The organism is Nonomuraea salmonea (assembly GCF_042428605.1).
In the GTDB taxonomy this organism is placed as follows: Bacteria; Actinomycetota; Actinomycetes; order Streptosporangiales; family Streptosporangiaceae; genus Nonomuraea; species Nonomuraea salmonea.
Window position 1 is genome coordinate 232733 of sequence record NZ_JBHMCF010000012.1, and the last position, 13396, is coordinate 246128.

Consider the following 13396-nt stretch of genomic DNA (forward strand, 5'->3'; position numbering starts at 1 on the left):
GCGTGCGGGCCGCGCGCCACGACGGCGTGCGGCCTCAGTGCGGGCCGCGCGACCGGGGACGCCTCCCGGCGTGCGGCCTCAGCCGTGGCGGTCGGGGCCGGCGTGGACCGGGGTGATGCGCATGAGGACGCGGCGCTCGCGTTCCATGGCGGCGCGGTAGTCGTCCCAGTCGGGGTGCTCGCCCGAGATGTCGCGGTAGTAGGTGATCAGCCGCTCCATCGCCTCGGGCAGGTGGACGATCTCGGCGGTGCCGTCGACCTGGATCCACTCGCCGAAGAAGCGGTCGGTGAAGACGCACAGCGACACGTGGGGGTCGCGCAGCGCGTTGCGCACCTTGGCCGCGGTCTCGCGGGTGCTGATCACGACGTGGTCACCCTGCACGCCTGCCGTGACCGGCGACATCTGCGGGCGCCCATCGCGGTGCCGGGTCAGCAGGACGGCGTGGTGGTGATCGCGGAGGAAACCGAGGGCCTTGTTGAGATCCATACCCCCATGATGACGCGCCCGCGCTTACGGCACGGGCGCGTGACGGTTGGGCTTAGATGAAGCCCATGCGGTTACGGCGGTGCCGCTCGTGCTCGTGTACGATCGCGGCGGCGTAGCCGTGGGTCAGCCCGTGCTCGTCGGCGAGCCAGTTGGCCCGTTCGTCGCACCTCAGGAAGCTCGGGCCGTTGTCGATGGCTTGGAACCACTCTGGGAGTTCGCGTCCCGTGATGGTCGGGACCCTGGCGATGAGCTTTGTCTGCGTCTCCGGTGAGTGGTTCAAGGACATGGGCACCTCCGCGGATTAAGGTCCTTTGCTTGACACTGCAACACGGACGTGCGAATGGCAAGCCCTCAGTCCGGCATCATTTTGTGACGGCAGGTAGATTTTCCGTCGCAGAGCGAAAGGGCCCCGCCGGTGCGGCGGAGCCCTTCACGAGACGGATGCGAGCAGGTCAGTCGCTACTGGTGAAGTAGCTGATGAACCGCAGCACCTCCAGGTAGATCCACACCAGGCTCAGCGTGAGGCCGAAGGCGCACTGCCAGGCGAACTTCTCCGGCGCGCCCTGCTTGACGCCCTGCTCGATCGAGTCGAAGTCGAGCAGCAGGAAGAAGCAGCCGAGCAGGATCATGGCGATGCTGAAGATCCAGCCGAGCGGGCTGTCGGTGCGCAGGCCCAGGCCGCCGTCGACCCAGATGCCCATGACGAGGTTGACCAGGACCAGGCCGAGCGCGGCGAGACCGGCCGCGATGGTGAACTTCACCAGCTTGGGTGTCACGCGAACGATGCGCAGCGCGTAGACGGTCAGCACCGCGCCGAACGCGAACGCCGTTCCTAGGACCGCCTGCAGCACGATGCCGCTGATCATGCCTTCGAAGACAGCGCTGATCTTGCCGAGGAAGACGCCCTCGAACACCGCGTACGCCAGGATGAGCGCCGGGTTGGTGCTCTGGGTGAACGAGGCGATCAGGCCGAGGACCAGCGCGATGACCGCCGCGCCGATGGCGACCACCGGGGGGACGTCGAGGATCCAGGCCGCGGCGGCGGCGACGACCAGCGCGCCGAGGGTCAGGAACCCTCGGACCACGACGTCGTCCAGCGTCATGGTCCGGTGTGCCGGCCGGGAAGGTGGTGCGTACGACGGCGAGTCGTACATGTTCTGCAGCTGGTCGGGGGACGGGGTGGGACCGGCCCAGCCCGTCGCGGCCTGCTGCCGCGACCTGCTGAATACGGGGTTCTTGCTCTCCATCGCTGCCTCCTGTGACGACGAGCCTACGGTGCGCGCCGCCACCTTGGTCAACTGACGCTCATATGGATGTTCATACGGGATGTCGGCTGCGTTCACAACGATCCGGCCCGCCCCGGAGTTCCCGCGGTCGTGAATTGCCCGCGGGCGGCCTCCGGCAGGGCATCGACGTGCGCCGATGCGCCCAGGGGAAGAGTATGGCCCCTTTCCGTCGCGGGAAAGGGCGGTTGTCAGGCGTAGTCAGGCATTCACAGAAAGGAATCTCCGCAAAGGGCGGAGAAAGCAGAAAATCCGGGGCCTGTCAATGTCGGGGGGCCGGCGAAAACTTTTCGGACGGGCAAACAGCGGCGGTCGGGCGGTCCGTACGCGCCGGAGGTCAGGACCGGCGGCGGGACCGCTCGGCGGCCGCGTGGCCGGGTATCCACCAGCAGTGATCACACGGTGACAGGACAAACTCGATAACAACTCGATATCGGCCGGTAACACCGTAGTGATGGTCTGTCTCGCGATGGCGGTAAACCTCCAGGTCAGAGACCTGGAGTCAATGGAGATGGCAAGTGCCCCCGGCGGGATTCGAACCCGCACGTCAACCCTTTTAAGGGGTTTGCCTCTGCCATTGGGCTACGGGGGCGCCGCAATCATACGAAACAGACCATGCTTCCGAGGAGCACAACTTCGCATCAAGCGTCACAAGTGTGAAGCTTGCGGTGAAGTGATAGCGCTCCAGGGACTCTGTCCAAGAAGAGTAGACCGTCTAGATGGTCCAGTTGGTGCTGAATGCAGCGAGCTTCCACGGCATCCGCTTCGATGGTGACGGTCTCCCCGGATCCTGGCAAATGCCCATGTACGGTGATACGCGTCGCTCTCCGTACGTCGGCGGTCAGCCCGGGGATCGACGCGCACCCCTCACGCCCCTCGTCCCAATCGGCTGCCCCCGCGAGCCTGGGATTGACGAGGACGGTCTCTCCGGCCCAGGAACGACTCCTGGGGTGGCGACCGGCGTCAAAGGCGATCAGCCGCCAGCTGAGGCCGATCTGAGGGGCCGCCAGCCCCGTCGTGGCGGGCGTGCGGCGCAGGGTCGCCAGCAGATCGGCCGCGGCGGCCACCACCTCGGGGTCGCCCGGGTCCACGGGCTCCGCCACGGCGGACAGGACGGGATGCGGGGCGCCGAGCACGTCCCGCACGGTGCCGGCCGGTCTCGGGCCCCGCCGGTTCACAACAGGTCCGGTTCGACGGGACGGAAGGTGATGTCGGAGTCGAGGCTCGCGCCGACGGCCGCCAGCCTGCGCATGAGCGCGGCGACGTCGACGTCCTTCGGCAGCTCGACGTCCGCGATGAGCACGTACAGGCGGCCGGTGAGCCGTGTGCTCATGCCGGTGATGTTGCCGCCGTCCTCGGCCAGCACGGCGCTGACGGCGGAGACGATGCCGGGACGGTCGGGGCCGTGCACGGTCAGCACGTAGCCCAGCCCGCCGCCGTAGCCGCCGCAGAAGTGGCGGCGGGCGGCGATCGCCGAGGCGGTGACCACGAGATCGGGAGCACCCACCCGTTTGGTCAGCTCGGCGGGATCGAGGTCGCCCGAGACCAGGAGCATCATCGCGACGTGCCCGCCCAGCAACGTCATGGTCGAGTCCTGGATGTTCACCCCGCAGTCGGCGAGCGACCCGGTTACCGCGGCGATCACGCCTGGCCGGTCGACGCCCAGCACGGTCACCGCTGACAGACCCACCCGTGGCACCCCTTCCGCTTGCTCCATGGGCGCCGAGAACGCCCCGGCGCATGGATCGCCGGGGCGCTGCCGTACCCGAGCTAGCGGCGAGTCGTCGCCACCGCCGCCCTGAAGCCGTCGCGGGGGTGCTCCATCTCTCCCAGAGAGATCGTCTCTCGCTTGAAGAACAGAGCCAGAGTCCAGTCGACGACCACACGGACCTTGCGGTTCAGCGTCGGCACCCGCGACAGATGGTAGGTGCGGTGCATGAACCACGCAGGGAATCCGCGAAGCTTGACGCCATAGACATTGGCCACGCCCTGATGCAGGCCGAGTCCGGCGACCGATCCGACGTACTTGTGGCGGTAATCGACCAGTTCCTCGCCGCGGAGGTGGCGGACGATGTTGTCGGCCAGCACCTTCGCCTGGCGGACGGCGTGCTGGGCGTTGGGCGCGCAGTACTGGCCCGGGTTGGTCACGTCGGGCACCCCCGCGGCGTCGCCCGCCGCGAACGCGCCGGGCGAGCCCGCCACGGTGAGCATGGCCGTGGTCTTGATCCGGCCGCGCTCGTCGAGCGGCAGGTCGCTGTCGCCGACCACCGGGCTGGGCTTGACGCCGGCCGTCCAGACGAGCGTCTCGGCGTCGAACTCGGTGCCGTCCGACAGCACCACGTGGCCGCCCACGCAGGACTCGAGCCGGGTGTCGAGCTTGACCTCGATGCCGCGCTCGCGCAGTTGCTCCAGCGTCCACCGGCCCATCTCGGGCCCGACCTCGGGCAGCACCCGGTTCGTCGCCTCGACGAGCACCCAGCGGATGTCGGACGGCTTGATGTTGCGGTAGTAGCGGGTCGAGTGCTTGGCCATGTCCTCCAGCTCGGCCAGCGCCTCGACGCCCGCGAAGCCGGCCCCGACCACCACGAACGTCAGCGCCCTGCGCCGCACCTCGGGATCCTCGGTCGACTCGGCCACGTCGAGCAGGTGGAGCACCCGGTTGCGCAGCGCGATCGCCTCGCCGACCGTCTTGAAGCCGATGCCGATGTCGGTGAGCCCGGGGATGGGCAGCGTGCGGGAGATCGACCCGGCGGCCATCACGATCACGTCGTACGCGATCTCGCGCGGCTCGCCCTCGGCCGGCTGGAAGGTGACGACGCGCCCGGCGTGGTCGACCTTGGTCACGGTGCCGTTCAGGATGTGCGCCTGGGGCAGGACCCGCCGCAGCGGGGCCACCATGTGGCGCGGCGAGAGGTTGCCCGCCGCCGCCTCCGGGAGGAACGGCTGGTAGGTCATGTAGGACTGGGGGTCGATGATCGTGATGCGGGCTTCGCCGCCGCGCAGCTCGCTCCGGAGCTTGCGCTGCAGCCTGAGCGCTGTGTAGAGGCCGACGTAGCCGCCGCCGACGATCACAATGTGCTTGTTCATCCTGAGGCCCCATCCCTCGTGGAAAGTGCTTGTGAAAGCATTCACAAGCCTACGTCAAGGGCTCTCGAAGAAGCCAGCCGAGAGGTGGTGGGACGCGTCACACAGCCAGCGACCCGGCCCTGGAGAAGACGTCGTCCAGCATCTGGGCGGTGACGCGGCCGGTGAAGGTGTTCTGCTGACTGGGGTGGTAGCAGCCCATGAGCGTGACGGGCGACCCGCCGTGACGAACCTCCACCTCCACCCCGTGACCGAACGGCGGGCGGCTGCGCGGCAGCTCGTAACCCGCCTCCTTGAGCGCCGGCCACATGGCCTGCCAGGCGTAGCCGCCGAGCGCCACGACCACCCGTACGGTCCCGGCCACCAGCGCGATCTCCCTGGACATCCACGGGAAACAGGTGGCCTTCTCCTGTGGGGTCGGCTTGTTCGCCGGCGGCGCGCAGCGCACCGACGCCAGCACGCGGGTGCCGATCAGCCGCTGGCCGTCGCCCGCGTACGTGCTGGTCTCCTGCGCGGCGAGGCCGCACCGGTGGAGCGAGGCGAACAGCCAGTCGCCGCTGCGGTCGCCGGTGAAGATGCGGCCCGTCCTGTTGCCCCCGTGGGCCGCCGGCGCCAGCCCGACCAGCAGGATCCGCGGCCGCTCGTCGCCCCACCCGGGGACGGGACGGCCCCAGTACGTCTCGTCCGCGAACGCCCGCCGCTTGGTCCGCGCGACCTCCTCGCGCCACTCGACCAGGCGGGGGCAGGCGCGGCAGACGGACTGCGCGGCCGTGAGCTCCTCGATCGTGCCGGCGGCGGCGGCGATGCGTTTCACGTCGGCGGGGTCGAGGGCGACCGGGGTGTCAGCGGTCGCCGGGTCGTCGGGCCAGCCGGTGCCAGGAGGTACGAAGCTCATGACACCGATGGTGCCCGATCACTCGGAGCGCTTGGGCTCCGGCGTGGCGCTCGGGTCCGCTGCGCCCTCGGTGGGGCCCTCGGTGGGGCTCTCGGTGGGACAGGCGGACGGCGTCGCCGCTCCGGCGCTCTCCCGCCGGTCGATCAGCGGCAGCGGGTAGCGGTTGCGCACCGGCTCGCCGCACGACCTGTCGATCTCGAAGCCGAAGGACTCAGGCCAGGTGGTGAACGGCTTGCCGTCCTGGTCGTAGAGGAAGACGTCGGTCAGCGGGGTGCCGTCCTTGGCGTACGTCCGCAGGTTGGCCACCCCCTGGGCGCTGCCACCGCCCACCAGCAGCACGTTCGCGGCCGTCTGGACCTGCGGCGACGGGTCGGCGCCCGCCCCCGCGAAGCCCGCGAGCAGCGCCATGGCGGCCAGCGCGTTCGCGGCCACCGCGGTCAGCACGACGGAGCGCCCCCGTGGCCGCCGGCCGAGCCAGACCGAGGCGATGATCGCGAGCACCACGAGCGCCCAGTCGGGCGGGGTCGCGGGGACGAGCCTGGCCTCGCTCGACAGCATGAGGGTGGTGAGCATGCCCAGGGCGTAGCCGCGCAGCACCCACCAGCCGGGCCTCAGCTCGCGCAGGAAGCCCGCGAGACCGCTGCTCGAACCGGTGCGCAGCAGGGCGGCGCGGGCCCGGCTCAGGAGCGTGGGGGCGCGCCTGACGCCGCTCGCCCCGTAGGCGGCGGACAACTCGGCGGCGTACGCCTCGGGCGGGCCGAGCCTGGTGTCGAGCGGCAGGTCCGACTCGGCGGCGATCTCCGCCAGGTGGTCGTCGAGGTCCTCCAGCAGCTCCTCCCTGTCGGGATGGCCGGCCAGGGCCTCGCGTACGGCCTGTGCGTACTGGTCGGGGGTCATGGTCGTTCCTCCTTGAGCAGGGCTGCCATGGTGGCCGAGAAGGAGGCCCAGGTCTTGGCGGAGTCGGCGTACAGGCGCCGGCCGGTGTCGTTGAGCCCGTAGTACTTGCGGTGCGGCCCCTCGTCGGAGGCCACCACGTACGAGGTCAGCGCGCCCGCTTTGAACAGGCGGCGCAGGGTGCCGTAGACGGAGGCGTCGCCGACCTCGTCGAGCCCGGCCTCCCTGAGCCTGCGTACGACGTCGTAGCCGTAGCCGTCACGCTCGTCGAGCACGGCCAGGACGGCCAGGTCGAGCACGCCCTTGAGAAGCTGGCTGCTGTCCACGCGTCACACAGTACTGTGCAATGCACAGTAGTAGCAAACGGAAAAACCGGGCGGCTCCCGAAGGTACCGCCCGGTTCAGCCGATCAGTACGGCGTCGCGCTCCTGGTCAGGCCAGAGGCATGCGTGCCGCACTTGTCAGAGCGCGTCCCCGATCTTGGTCTCGGGTGCGGGCGCGGAGTCGGTCGGCGTCTCCGTCGGCTTGGGCTCCGGCCTGCAGGGCGCGTAGCGGTCGCTGGAGGAGTCGCTGTTGTCCGGCCCGGTGACGGAGAGCGTCACCACGCCGCCCTTGGTGGCGTGGCCACTCAGAGCGGTGGAGAACCCGGGAATGACGATGGTGCCGCCGTCACGGCCGAAGTAGGTCGAGCCGTCGCTGACCGTACGACCGTTGAGCGACCAGCGGTAGGTGACCCGGCCCGCACCGGTGGAGGTGACGGAGCCGCTGGCCCTGACCGAGCAGTCGGTGCCGGTCGTGGCGTGGGCGGAGGCGGAGATCTTGGTGTGCGGCTTCGGAGCCTCGTAGTCCTTGCACCAGACCTTGTAGTAGGCCCGGTTGGACGACGCGCTGTCGGGGCTCAGGACCTGCAGCTGCGCCCAGCCGCGCTGGCTGTGACGCGGGGAGATGCTGAGGCCGACCTTCCGCGAGTCGCGGACCTTGATCTTGCCGTAGTCGACGGCGTCACCGTTGACCACCCAGCGGTAACGCACCCAGGCCGGGCGCGAGGAGCTGATCACGCCGGTGAAGCCGATCCTGGCGCCAGGGGCGCAGCGACCGGCGTAGGAGCTCGGGCTGGCCCACGCGCGGGCGCTGATGGTGGGGTCGAGCTGGGTGCGCTCGACCTCCTTCAGCGACTGGCAGTTGACCGAGAAGTAGCCCTTCTTGGACGTGACCTTCTTCGGGCCGAGGACCTGAACGGCCTCCCAGCCCTTCTTGACGTCCTCGGTGAAGGTGATGGACTGCTTGACCGTGACGGTCTTGGTGCCCTTGCCCTTGACCGTGACGGTCTTGACCTTGCTCTTGGAGCCGTCGCCGTGCAGCCAGCGGTAGGCCACCTTGGTGGAGCCCTTGACCGGGACCTTGATCTTGGCCGAGAAGTTGACCTTGACCGGGCAGGACCCCTCGTAGGCGCCGGGCGCGGCCTTCGGCGTGGTGGCCGAGACCTTCGCCTTGGACGCGGGCTTGGCGGCCGTGGCCGCCTGGGCGGGCCCGGCGACCAGGCCCGCGGCCAGCGCCGCCAGTGCCGCGGTCGAGGCGCCGAAGGCAGCGGCCTTACGGGCTAACCCAACAGACATCATGTGAGAGTGCTCCATTCCGTGAGGGAAGAGACGCGCTCGGGAACGGTCGCCAAGCCTGCGCCTTTCGCGCACGGCGATATGGCAAAGCCCCCGTAATGCCCCTTTACCTAAGCACAATACAGATCGCACGCTCAACACGATCACGGATTATGAAATGTCCGGATTTCTTCAGCTATCGCGCTAGAGACCATGCCATTCCGTCGAGGATGTCATGCTCACTCACGACAACCTGCGAAAACGCGAAACGACGGACGATACGGTCCAGAATGAGGGCGCCGGCCCCGATCACGTCCACCCGGCCCGGATGCATCACCGGCACCTGCGCGCGTTCACCATGGGTCATCGCGAGCAGCCGCCGCGTCACCTCGTGCACCTGCTCGGCCGAAATGACCGAATGGTGGATGCGCGCCGGGTCGTAGTGAGGCAAGTCCTGCGCGATGCCCGACACCGTCGTCACCGAGCCGGCGAGGCCGACCAGCGTCTTCGCCCGGTGCACCGGCACCTCGGCCTCGACCCGGTCGAGCGCGGCCTCGATGTCGGCCACCACGGCCTCCAGCGCCGGCGCCGACGGCGGGTCGCCGGCGTCACGCAGGTGCCGCTCGGTCAGCCGTACGCAGCCGATGTCGACCGACAGCGAGCCCTCCGCATGCACGGAGCCGACCACGAACTCCGTCGAGCCGCCGCCGATGTCCACCACCAGGTAGGGGGCGAGCGGGCCGCGCGGCACCTCGGTCTCGGGCGACAGCCGGGAAAGGCCCCTGGTGGCGCCGGTGAACGACAGCTCGGCCTCCTCGGCGCCTGTCACCGCCTCGGGCTCCACCCCGAAGATCTTCCGCACGCCGGTCACGAACTCCTGCCGGTTGGCCGCGTCGCGGGTCGCGCTCGTCGCCACCACGCGCGTCGCGACGGCGCCGTGACGCTCGATGAGCTCCTGGTATTCGCTCATCCGCGCGAACGTGCGCTCCAGCGCCTCGGGCGCCAGCCTGCCGGTGCGGTCGACGCCCTGGCCCAGCCGGACGATCTCCATCCGCCGCTCGACGTCGCTCAGCGTGTCGTCGCCGAGGTCGGCGATGAGCAGGCGTACGGAGTTGGTGCCACAGTCGATGGCGGCTACACGCATGGTCCGTCACTCCACCAGTCGGGGAGTGCGTCCAGCGCCTCCCTGCCGAACGGGTTGCTCCCGGGCACCGCCAGCTCGTGGGCCACGAGCGCGTGCAGGCACTTGACCCGCTCCGGCATCCCGCCCGTGCTCTGCATGTCACGCGGCAGCGGCGTCAGGCCCTCCTCGCGGGCCGCCTGGTCGCGCCTGGCCACGTAGTCCTCGTGAGCCGCCTGGTAGGCCGCCGCCAGCTCCGGCTCGGTCGCCAGCCTGGCCTGCATCTCCCGCATCAGGCCGGACCCTTCGAGCGTGCCGATGGCCGAGGCCGCCTTGGGACAGGTCAGGTAGTAAAGGGTCGGGAAGGGCGAGCCGTCGGGCAACCGCGGAGCGGTCTCCACCACGTCGGGGTTGCCGCACGGGCAGCGGTGCGCGACCGCGCGCAACCCTCTGGGCGGCCGTCCGAGCTGCTGCTCGACGACCTCGACGTCCTTACTGTCCAACACGTTCCCTTCCTGTCACCGACCCGCCGCTCGGCTGCTCCGTCGGTTCGCCGCTCGGCTCTTTCGTCGGCTGCTTCGTCGGCTGCTCAGTGGGCTTTTTCGAGGGCTGTTCAGTGGGCTTTTTCGAGGGCTGCTCGTCGGGGACGTCCTGCTGCCCCGTGACGGCCCTGCGGCCCGTGCCCTTGTCGGCGGCCTGCACCGACTCCCACAGCGTCTCGTACCACGGCGGCACCTGCGCAGGCTGCTTGACCGCCGCCTGCGCCCTGCCCTGCTCGGGCTCCATCACCACGTAGCACTTCTCGCCCGGCCCGCAGTAGTGCAGCCGCTCCTTGGCCGTCTTCTTGATCCAGTTGGGGTCGTCGCTCTGCCTGTCGCGGGCCAGCAACGCCTGCTTCTCGGCCTCGACCCTGGCCTTCTCCGCGCGCAGCTCCGAGATGCTGCGGCGCAGGCTGATGTATTCGCGGACAGGGTAGGCCAGGCTCATCGCGATCGCGCACACCACGACGGCCAGGATGGCCGCCCGCCCGGTGAGCTGCGGTCTCTTCGCCACTTGCTGCACACCCCCTCAAGTGCGGCTCGCGGCCGGAGAAATCGGGGTGCCGCGAGCCGTACTCGAAACTAGCGCCGGAAACGCGGGAACGCCGCGCGACCCGCGTAGCGGGCGGCGTCATCGAGCAGCTCCTCGATGCGCAGCAGCTGGTTGTACTTGGCCACCCGGTCGGAGCGCGCGGGGGCGCCGGTCTTGATCTGGCCGCAGTTGACCGCGACCGCGAGGTCGGCGATCGTCGTGTCCTCCGTCTCGCCGGAGCGGTGGCTCATCATGCAGCGGTAGCCGCTGCGGTGGGCCAGGTCCACCGCGTCGAGGGTCTCCGACAGCGTGCCGATCTGGTTGACCTTGACCAGCAGGGCGTTGGCCGCGCCCTCGGTGATGCCGCGCTCGAGCCGCTCGGGGTTGGTGACGAACAGGTCGTCGCCGACGAGCTGCACCTTGCCGCCGAGCGAGGCGGTGATGGCCTTCCAGCCCTCCCAGTCCTCCTCGTCGAGCGGGTCCTCGATGGAGACGAGCGGGTAGTTGTCGACCAGGTCCTCGTAGAAGGCGATGAGCTCCTGCGCCGACAGGCCCTTGCCGTCGATCGTGTAGACGCCGTCCTTGTGGAACTCGGTGGCGGCCACGTCGAGCGCCAGCGCGATGTCCTCGCCCGGCACGTAGCCGGCCCGCTCGATGGCGACCAGGATGAGGTCGAGCGCGTCGCGGTTGGAGGGCAGGCTCGGGGCGAAGCCGCCCTCGTCGCCCAGGCCCGTGGCGTAGCCCTTCTCCTTCAGCACGCTCTTGAGCGCGTGGTAGACCTCGGTGCCCATGCGCACCGCCTCGCGGAACGACTCGGCCCCGATCGGCGCGATCATGAACTCCTGGATGTCCACGTTGGTGTCGGCGTGGGCGCCGCCGTTGAGGATGTTCATCATCGGCACGGGCAGCACGTGGGCGTTGGGGCCGCCGAGGTAGCGGAAGAGCGGCAGGTCGGCGCTGTCGGCGGCGGCCTTGGCCACGGCCAGCGAGACGCCCAGGATGGCGTTGGCGCCGAGCTTCGCCTTGTTGGGCGTGCGGTCCAGGTCGATCATGATCTGGTCGATGATCCGCTGGTCCTCGGCCTCGATCCCGCTGATCTCCTCCTGGATCTCATCGGTCACCGCCAGGACGGCCTTCTCCACGCCCTTGCCGCCGTAACGCTTGCCGCCGTCGCGCAGCTCGACCGCCTCGAACTGGCCGGTGGACGCCCCGCTCGGCACGGCCGCCCGGCCGGTGCTGCCGTCGTCGAGAACGACCTCGACCTCGACCGTCGGGTTGCCCCGGGAGTCGAGGATCTCGCGAGCGTATACGACCTCGATGGTAGCCACGGGATGCGCTCCTAAATCGAAAGGTGATATGCCATCAGAGCCTATCGGTACGGCTGCCCCGCGCAGGCTTCCAGGTCACGACCGCCCAGCTCAGTGCGACGACTCCCAGGCCCGCACCCGGTCGCGGTACGCCCGCGCCGCGCTCCGCAGCTCCGCCTCGGCGTCCAGGCCCGCCTCGGCCGCCCGCCTGACGAGGTCGAACAGCTCCCTGGCCACCCCCTGGCCGACCGCCGCCGACAGCGACTCGGGCGCGCCCGCCCGCTCGGCCCTGCGCACCAGCTGGGCCGCGAGCGACAGGGCGGGCTGCCCCATCGGCACCCCGTCGAGCACCGACTCGGTGCCCTTGGCCGCCCGCTCGGCCGCCTTGATCGCCTCCCAGTTGGCGTTGACCTCGTCGGCGCTCTCGGCGCGTACGGACCCGAACACGTGCGGGTGCCGCCTGACCAGCTTCTCCACGATGCCGGCCGCCACGTCGTCGATGTCGAAGTCGCCCGCCACCCGCGCGTGGAAGACCACCTGCAGCAGCAGGTCGCCCAGCTCCTCGCGCAGCGCCGGATAGTCGCCCTGCTCGATCGTCTCGAGCACCTCGTACGCCTCTTCGAGCAGGTACGGCACCAGCGACTCGTGCGTCTGCTTGCGATCCCACGGGCACTCGGTGCGCAGCCGGTCCATCACCGCCACCAGGTCGAGCACCCGCGCGCCCGGCAGGTCGTAGGAGCCGGGCACCACCTCGATGACCGGCGGCTCGTCGAGCGAGAGCGCGGCGTGGCCGACGGCCCGCATGAAGTCCTCGCCGTCGTGCTCGGCCAGCCACACCACGGTCTCGGCGGCGGCCCGCCGCGCGAGCGCCGCCGGGTCGGGCTCGACGACCTCGGCCTCGATGCCGGCGTCGGCGAGATAGGGCAGGTGCGGGTGGTCGGCCGCGCCGGTCAGCACCGGGCCGGAGCGCAGCGCCTGCCACGCCTGATGGCTCAGCAGGCCCGGCGCGACCCTGGGCGAGGTGGTGACGACGATCAGCGGCACGGTCAGCCCTGCGCCTGGGGCGCCTGCTGGGTGGCCTTGCCGAACCTGCCGGTGTCGACGAACAGCGCCGGGTTCTCCTGCGAGCGCTGCTGGTTGAGCTGGCCGTAGCGCGGGTTGAAGACCGGCTTGATGGAGTTGAACTCCTGCAGCAGCTTCTCCTGCCCGGTCTGGCCGAACTGCTGCTGCAGCTTCGACAGGCCCACCATGGCCCGGCCGTAGTCGCGGGCGTCGGTCGGCGCGACGGCGTTGGCCAGCAGGTTGATCTCGGCGGACTGGTACTGGCCGGGCTCCTTGAGCACGGCGTCCACCTCGCTCTCGCTGACCCGCACGTTGTGGCGGGCCATGAGCTGCTTGGACACGGCCACGTTGACCAGCCGCTGCAGCACGGCCTGGGTCGCCGGCACGCCGAGCGCGGACTCGTCCAGCTGGGCGCGCTTGAGCGCGGCCACGTAGGCCTGGGTGTCATCGCTGAGCTTGTTCATGGAGATGCGCTCGTTGCCCACCACGGCCGCGGCTCCGGCCTGCATGGGCGAGGAGCAGGCGGACAGTGCCACGGCGGCCGCCGCGGCGGCCACAGCCACTCGTATCGACTTCACGTACGTCCCTTCCGACCAGAA

The 13396-nt window shown here is 70.0% G+C and carries 16 protein-coding genes and 1 tRNA gene; all 17 read right to left on the bottom strand.

Annotated features, from left to right (window positions below):
• Window positions 1-78: 78 nt before the first annotated feature.
• The gene (locus ACFFR3_RS17540; protein ID WP_364371644.1) at window positions 79-486 is read right to left on the bottom strand and encodes a PPOX class F420-dependent oxidoreductase; all 408 of its coding nucleotides are present in this window, start codon (window positions 484-486) and stop codon (window positions 79-81) included.
• Window positions 487-538: 52 nt separating this feature from the next.
• Complete coding sequence (locus ACFFR3_RS17545; protein ID WP_080045101.1) at window positions 539-772, bottom strand: DUF4287 domain-containing protein; 234 nt, start codon at window positions 770-772, stop codon at window positions 539-541.
• A gap of 166 nt (window positions 773-938) precedes the next feature.
• Entirely contained in the window at window positions 939-1733 is a 795-nt protein-coding gene (locus ACFFR3_RS17550) for a Bax inhibitor-1/YccA family protein (RefSeq protein ID WP_364371648.1), read from the bottom strand.
• A gap of 555 nt (window positions 1734-2288) precedes the next feature.
• Window positions 2289-2361 (bottom strand) — tRNA-Leu (locus ACFFR3_RS17555).
• A 49-nt stretch (window positions 2362-2410) separates the two neighbouring features.
• Complete coding sequence (locus tag ACFFR3_RS17560) at window positions 2411-2947, bottom strand: peptide deformylase (RefSeq protein ID WP_364371656.1); 537 nt, start codon at window positions 2945-2947, stop codon at window positions 2411-2413.
• On the bottom strand, window positions 2944-3459 hold the full coding sequence (locus ACFFR3_RS17565) for a glycine cleavage system transcriptional repressor (protein WP_345390223.1): 516 nt from the start codon (window positions 3457-3459) through the stop codon (window positions 2944-2946). Before ACFFR3_RS17565 ends, ACFFR3_RS17560 begins: the two co-directional genes overlap by 4 nt.
• Window positions 3460-3539: 80 nt before the next feature.
• The gene (locus tag ACFFR3_RS17570; RefSeq protein WP_364371659.1) at window positions 3540-4856 is read right to left on the bottom strand and encodes an NAD(P)/FAD-dependent oxidoreductase; all 1317 of its coding nucleotides are present in this window, start codon (window positions 4854-4856) and stop codon (window positions 3540-3542) included.
• Between the two features lie 97 nt (window positions 4857-4953).
• Window positions 4954-5748: a uracil-DNA glycosylase gene (locus ACFFR3_RS17575; RefSeq protein ID WP_364371662.1), complete on the bottom strand. Its 795-nt coding sequence runs from the start codon at window positions 5746-5748 to the stop codon at window positions 4954-4956.
• A gap of 18 nt (window positions 5749-5766) precedes the next feature.
• Entirely contained in the window at window positions 5767-6645 is an 879-nt protein-coding gene (locus ACFFR3_RS17580) for a serine/threonine-protein kinase (protein WP_379483441.1), read from the bottom strand.
• Window positions 6642-6968, bottom strand: coding sequence for a PadR family transcriptional regulator (locus tag ACFFR3_RS17585; RefSeq protein WP_345390232.1), 327 nt, complete (start codon window positions 6966-6968; stop codon window positions 6642-6644). The genes ACFFR3_RS17580 and ACFFR3_RS17585 overlap by 4 nt, the downstream gene beginning before the upstream one ends.
• Before the next feature lie 135 nt (window positions 6969-7103).
• Window positions 7104-8261, bottom strand: coding sequence for a hypothetical protein (locus ACFFR3_RS17590; RefSeq protein ID WP_345390235.1), 1158 nt, complete (start codon window positions 8259-8261; stop codon window positions 7104-7106).
• Between the two features lie 172 nt (window positions 8262-8433).
• A complete protein-coding gene (locus tag ACFFR3_RS17595; RefSeq protein WP_345390238.1) occupies window positions 8434-9381 on the bottom strand; it encodes a Ppx/GppA phosphatase family protein in 948 nt (315 codons plus the stop codon).
• Window positions 9372-9860, bottom strand: a complete 489-nt coding sequence (locus ACFFR3_RS17600; protein ID WP_345409400.1) for a DUF501 domain-containing protein — start codon at window positions 9858-9860, stop codon at window positions 9372-9374. The genes ACFFR3_RS17595 and ACFFR3_RS17600 overlap by 10 nt, the downstream gene beginning before the upstream one ends.
• Window positions 9850-10410 carry a septum formation initiator family protein gene (locus ACFFR3_RS17605; RefSeq protein ID WP_379483442.1) on the bottom strand — a complete coding sequence of 187 codons (561 nt, stop codon included), beginning with the start codon at window positions 10408-10410 and terminating at the stop codon, window positions 9850-9852. The genes ACFFR3_RS17600 and ACFFR3_RS17605 overlap by 11 nt, the downstream gene beginning before the upstream one ends.
• 68 nt (window positions 10411-10478) lie before the next feature.
• The gene (gene eno, locus ACFFR3_RS17610) at window positions 10479-11756 is read right to left on the bottom strand and encodes a phosphopyruvate hydratase (protein WP_345390244.1); all 1278 of its coding nucleotides are present in this window, start codon (window positions 11754-11756) and stop codon (window positions 10479-10481) included.
• A 90-nt stretch (window positions 11757-11846) separates the two neighbouring features.
• Window positions 11847-12779, bottom strand: coding sequence for a nucleoside triphosphate pyrophosphohydrolase (locus ACFFR3_RS17615; protein ID WP_345390247.1), 933 nt, complete (start codon window positions 12777-12779; stop codon window positions 11847-11849).
• 2 nt (window positions 12780-12781) lie between these two features.
• Window positions 12782-13375 (bottom strand): SurA N-terminal domain-containing protein, encoded by a 594-nt coding sequence (locus ACFFR3_RS17620; RefSeq protein ID WP_364371680.1) that lies wholly within the window; start codon window positions 13373-13375, stop codon window positions 12782-12784.
• Window positions 13376-13396 lie beyond the last annotated feature (21 nt).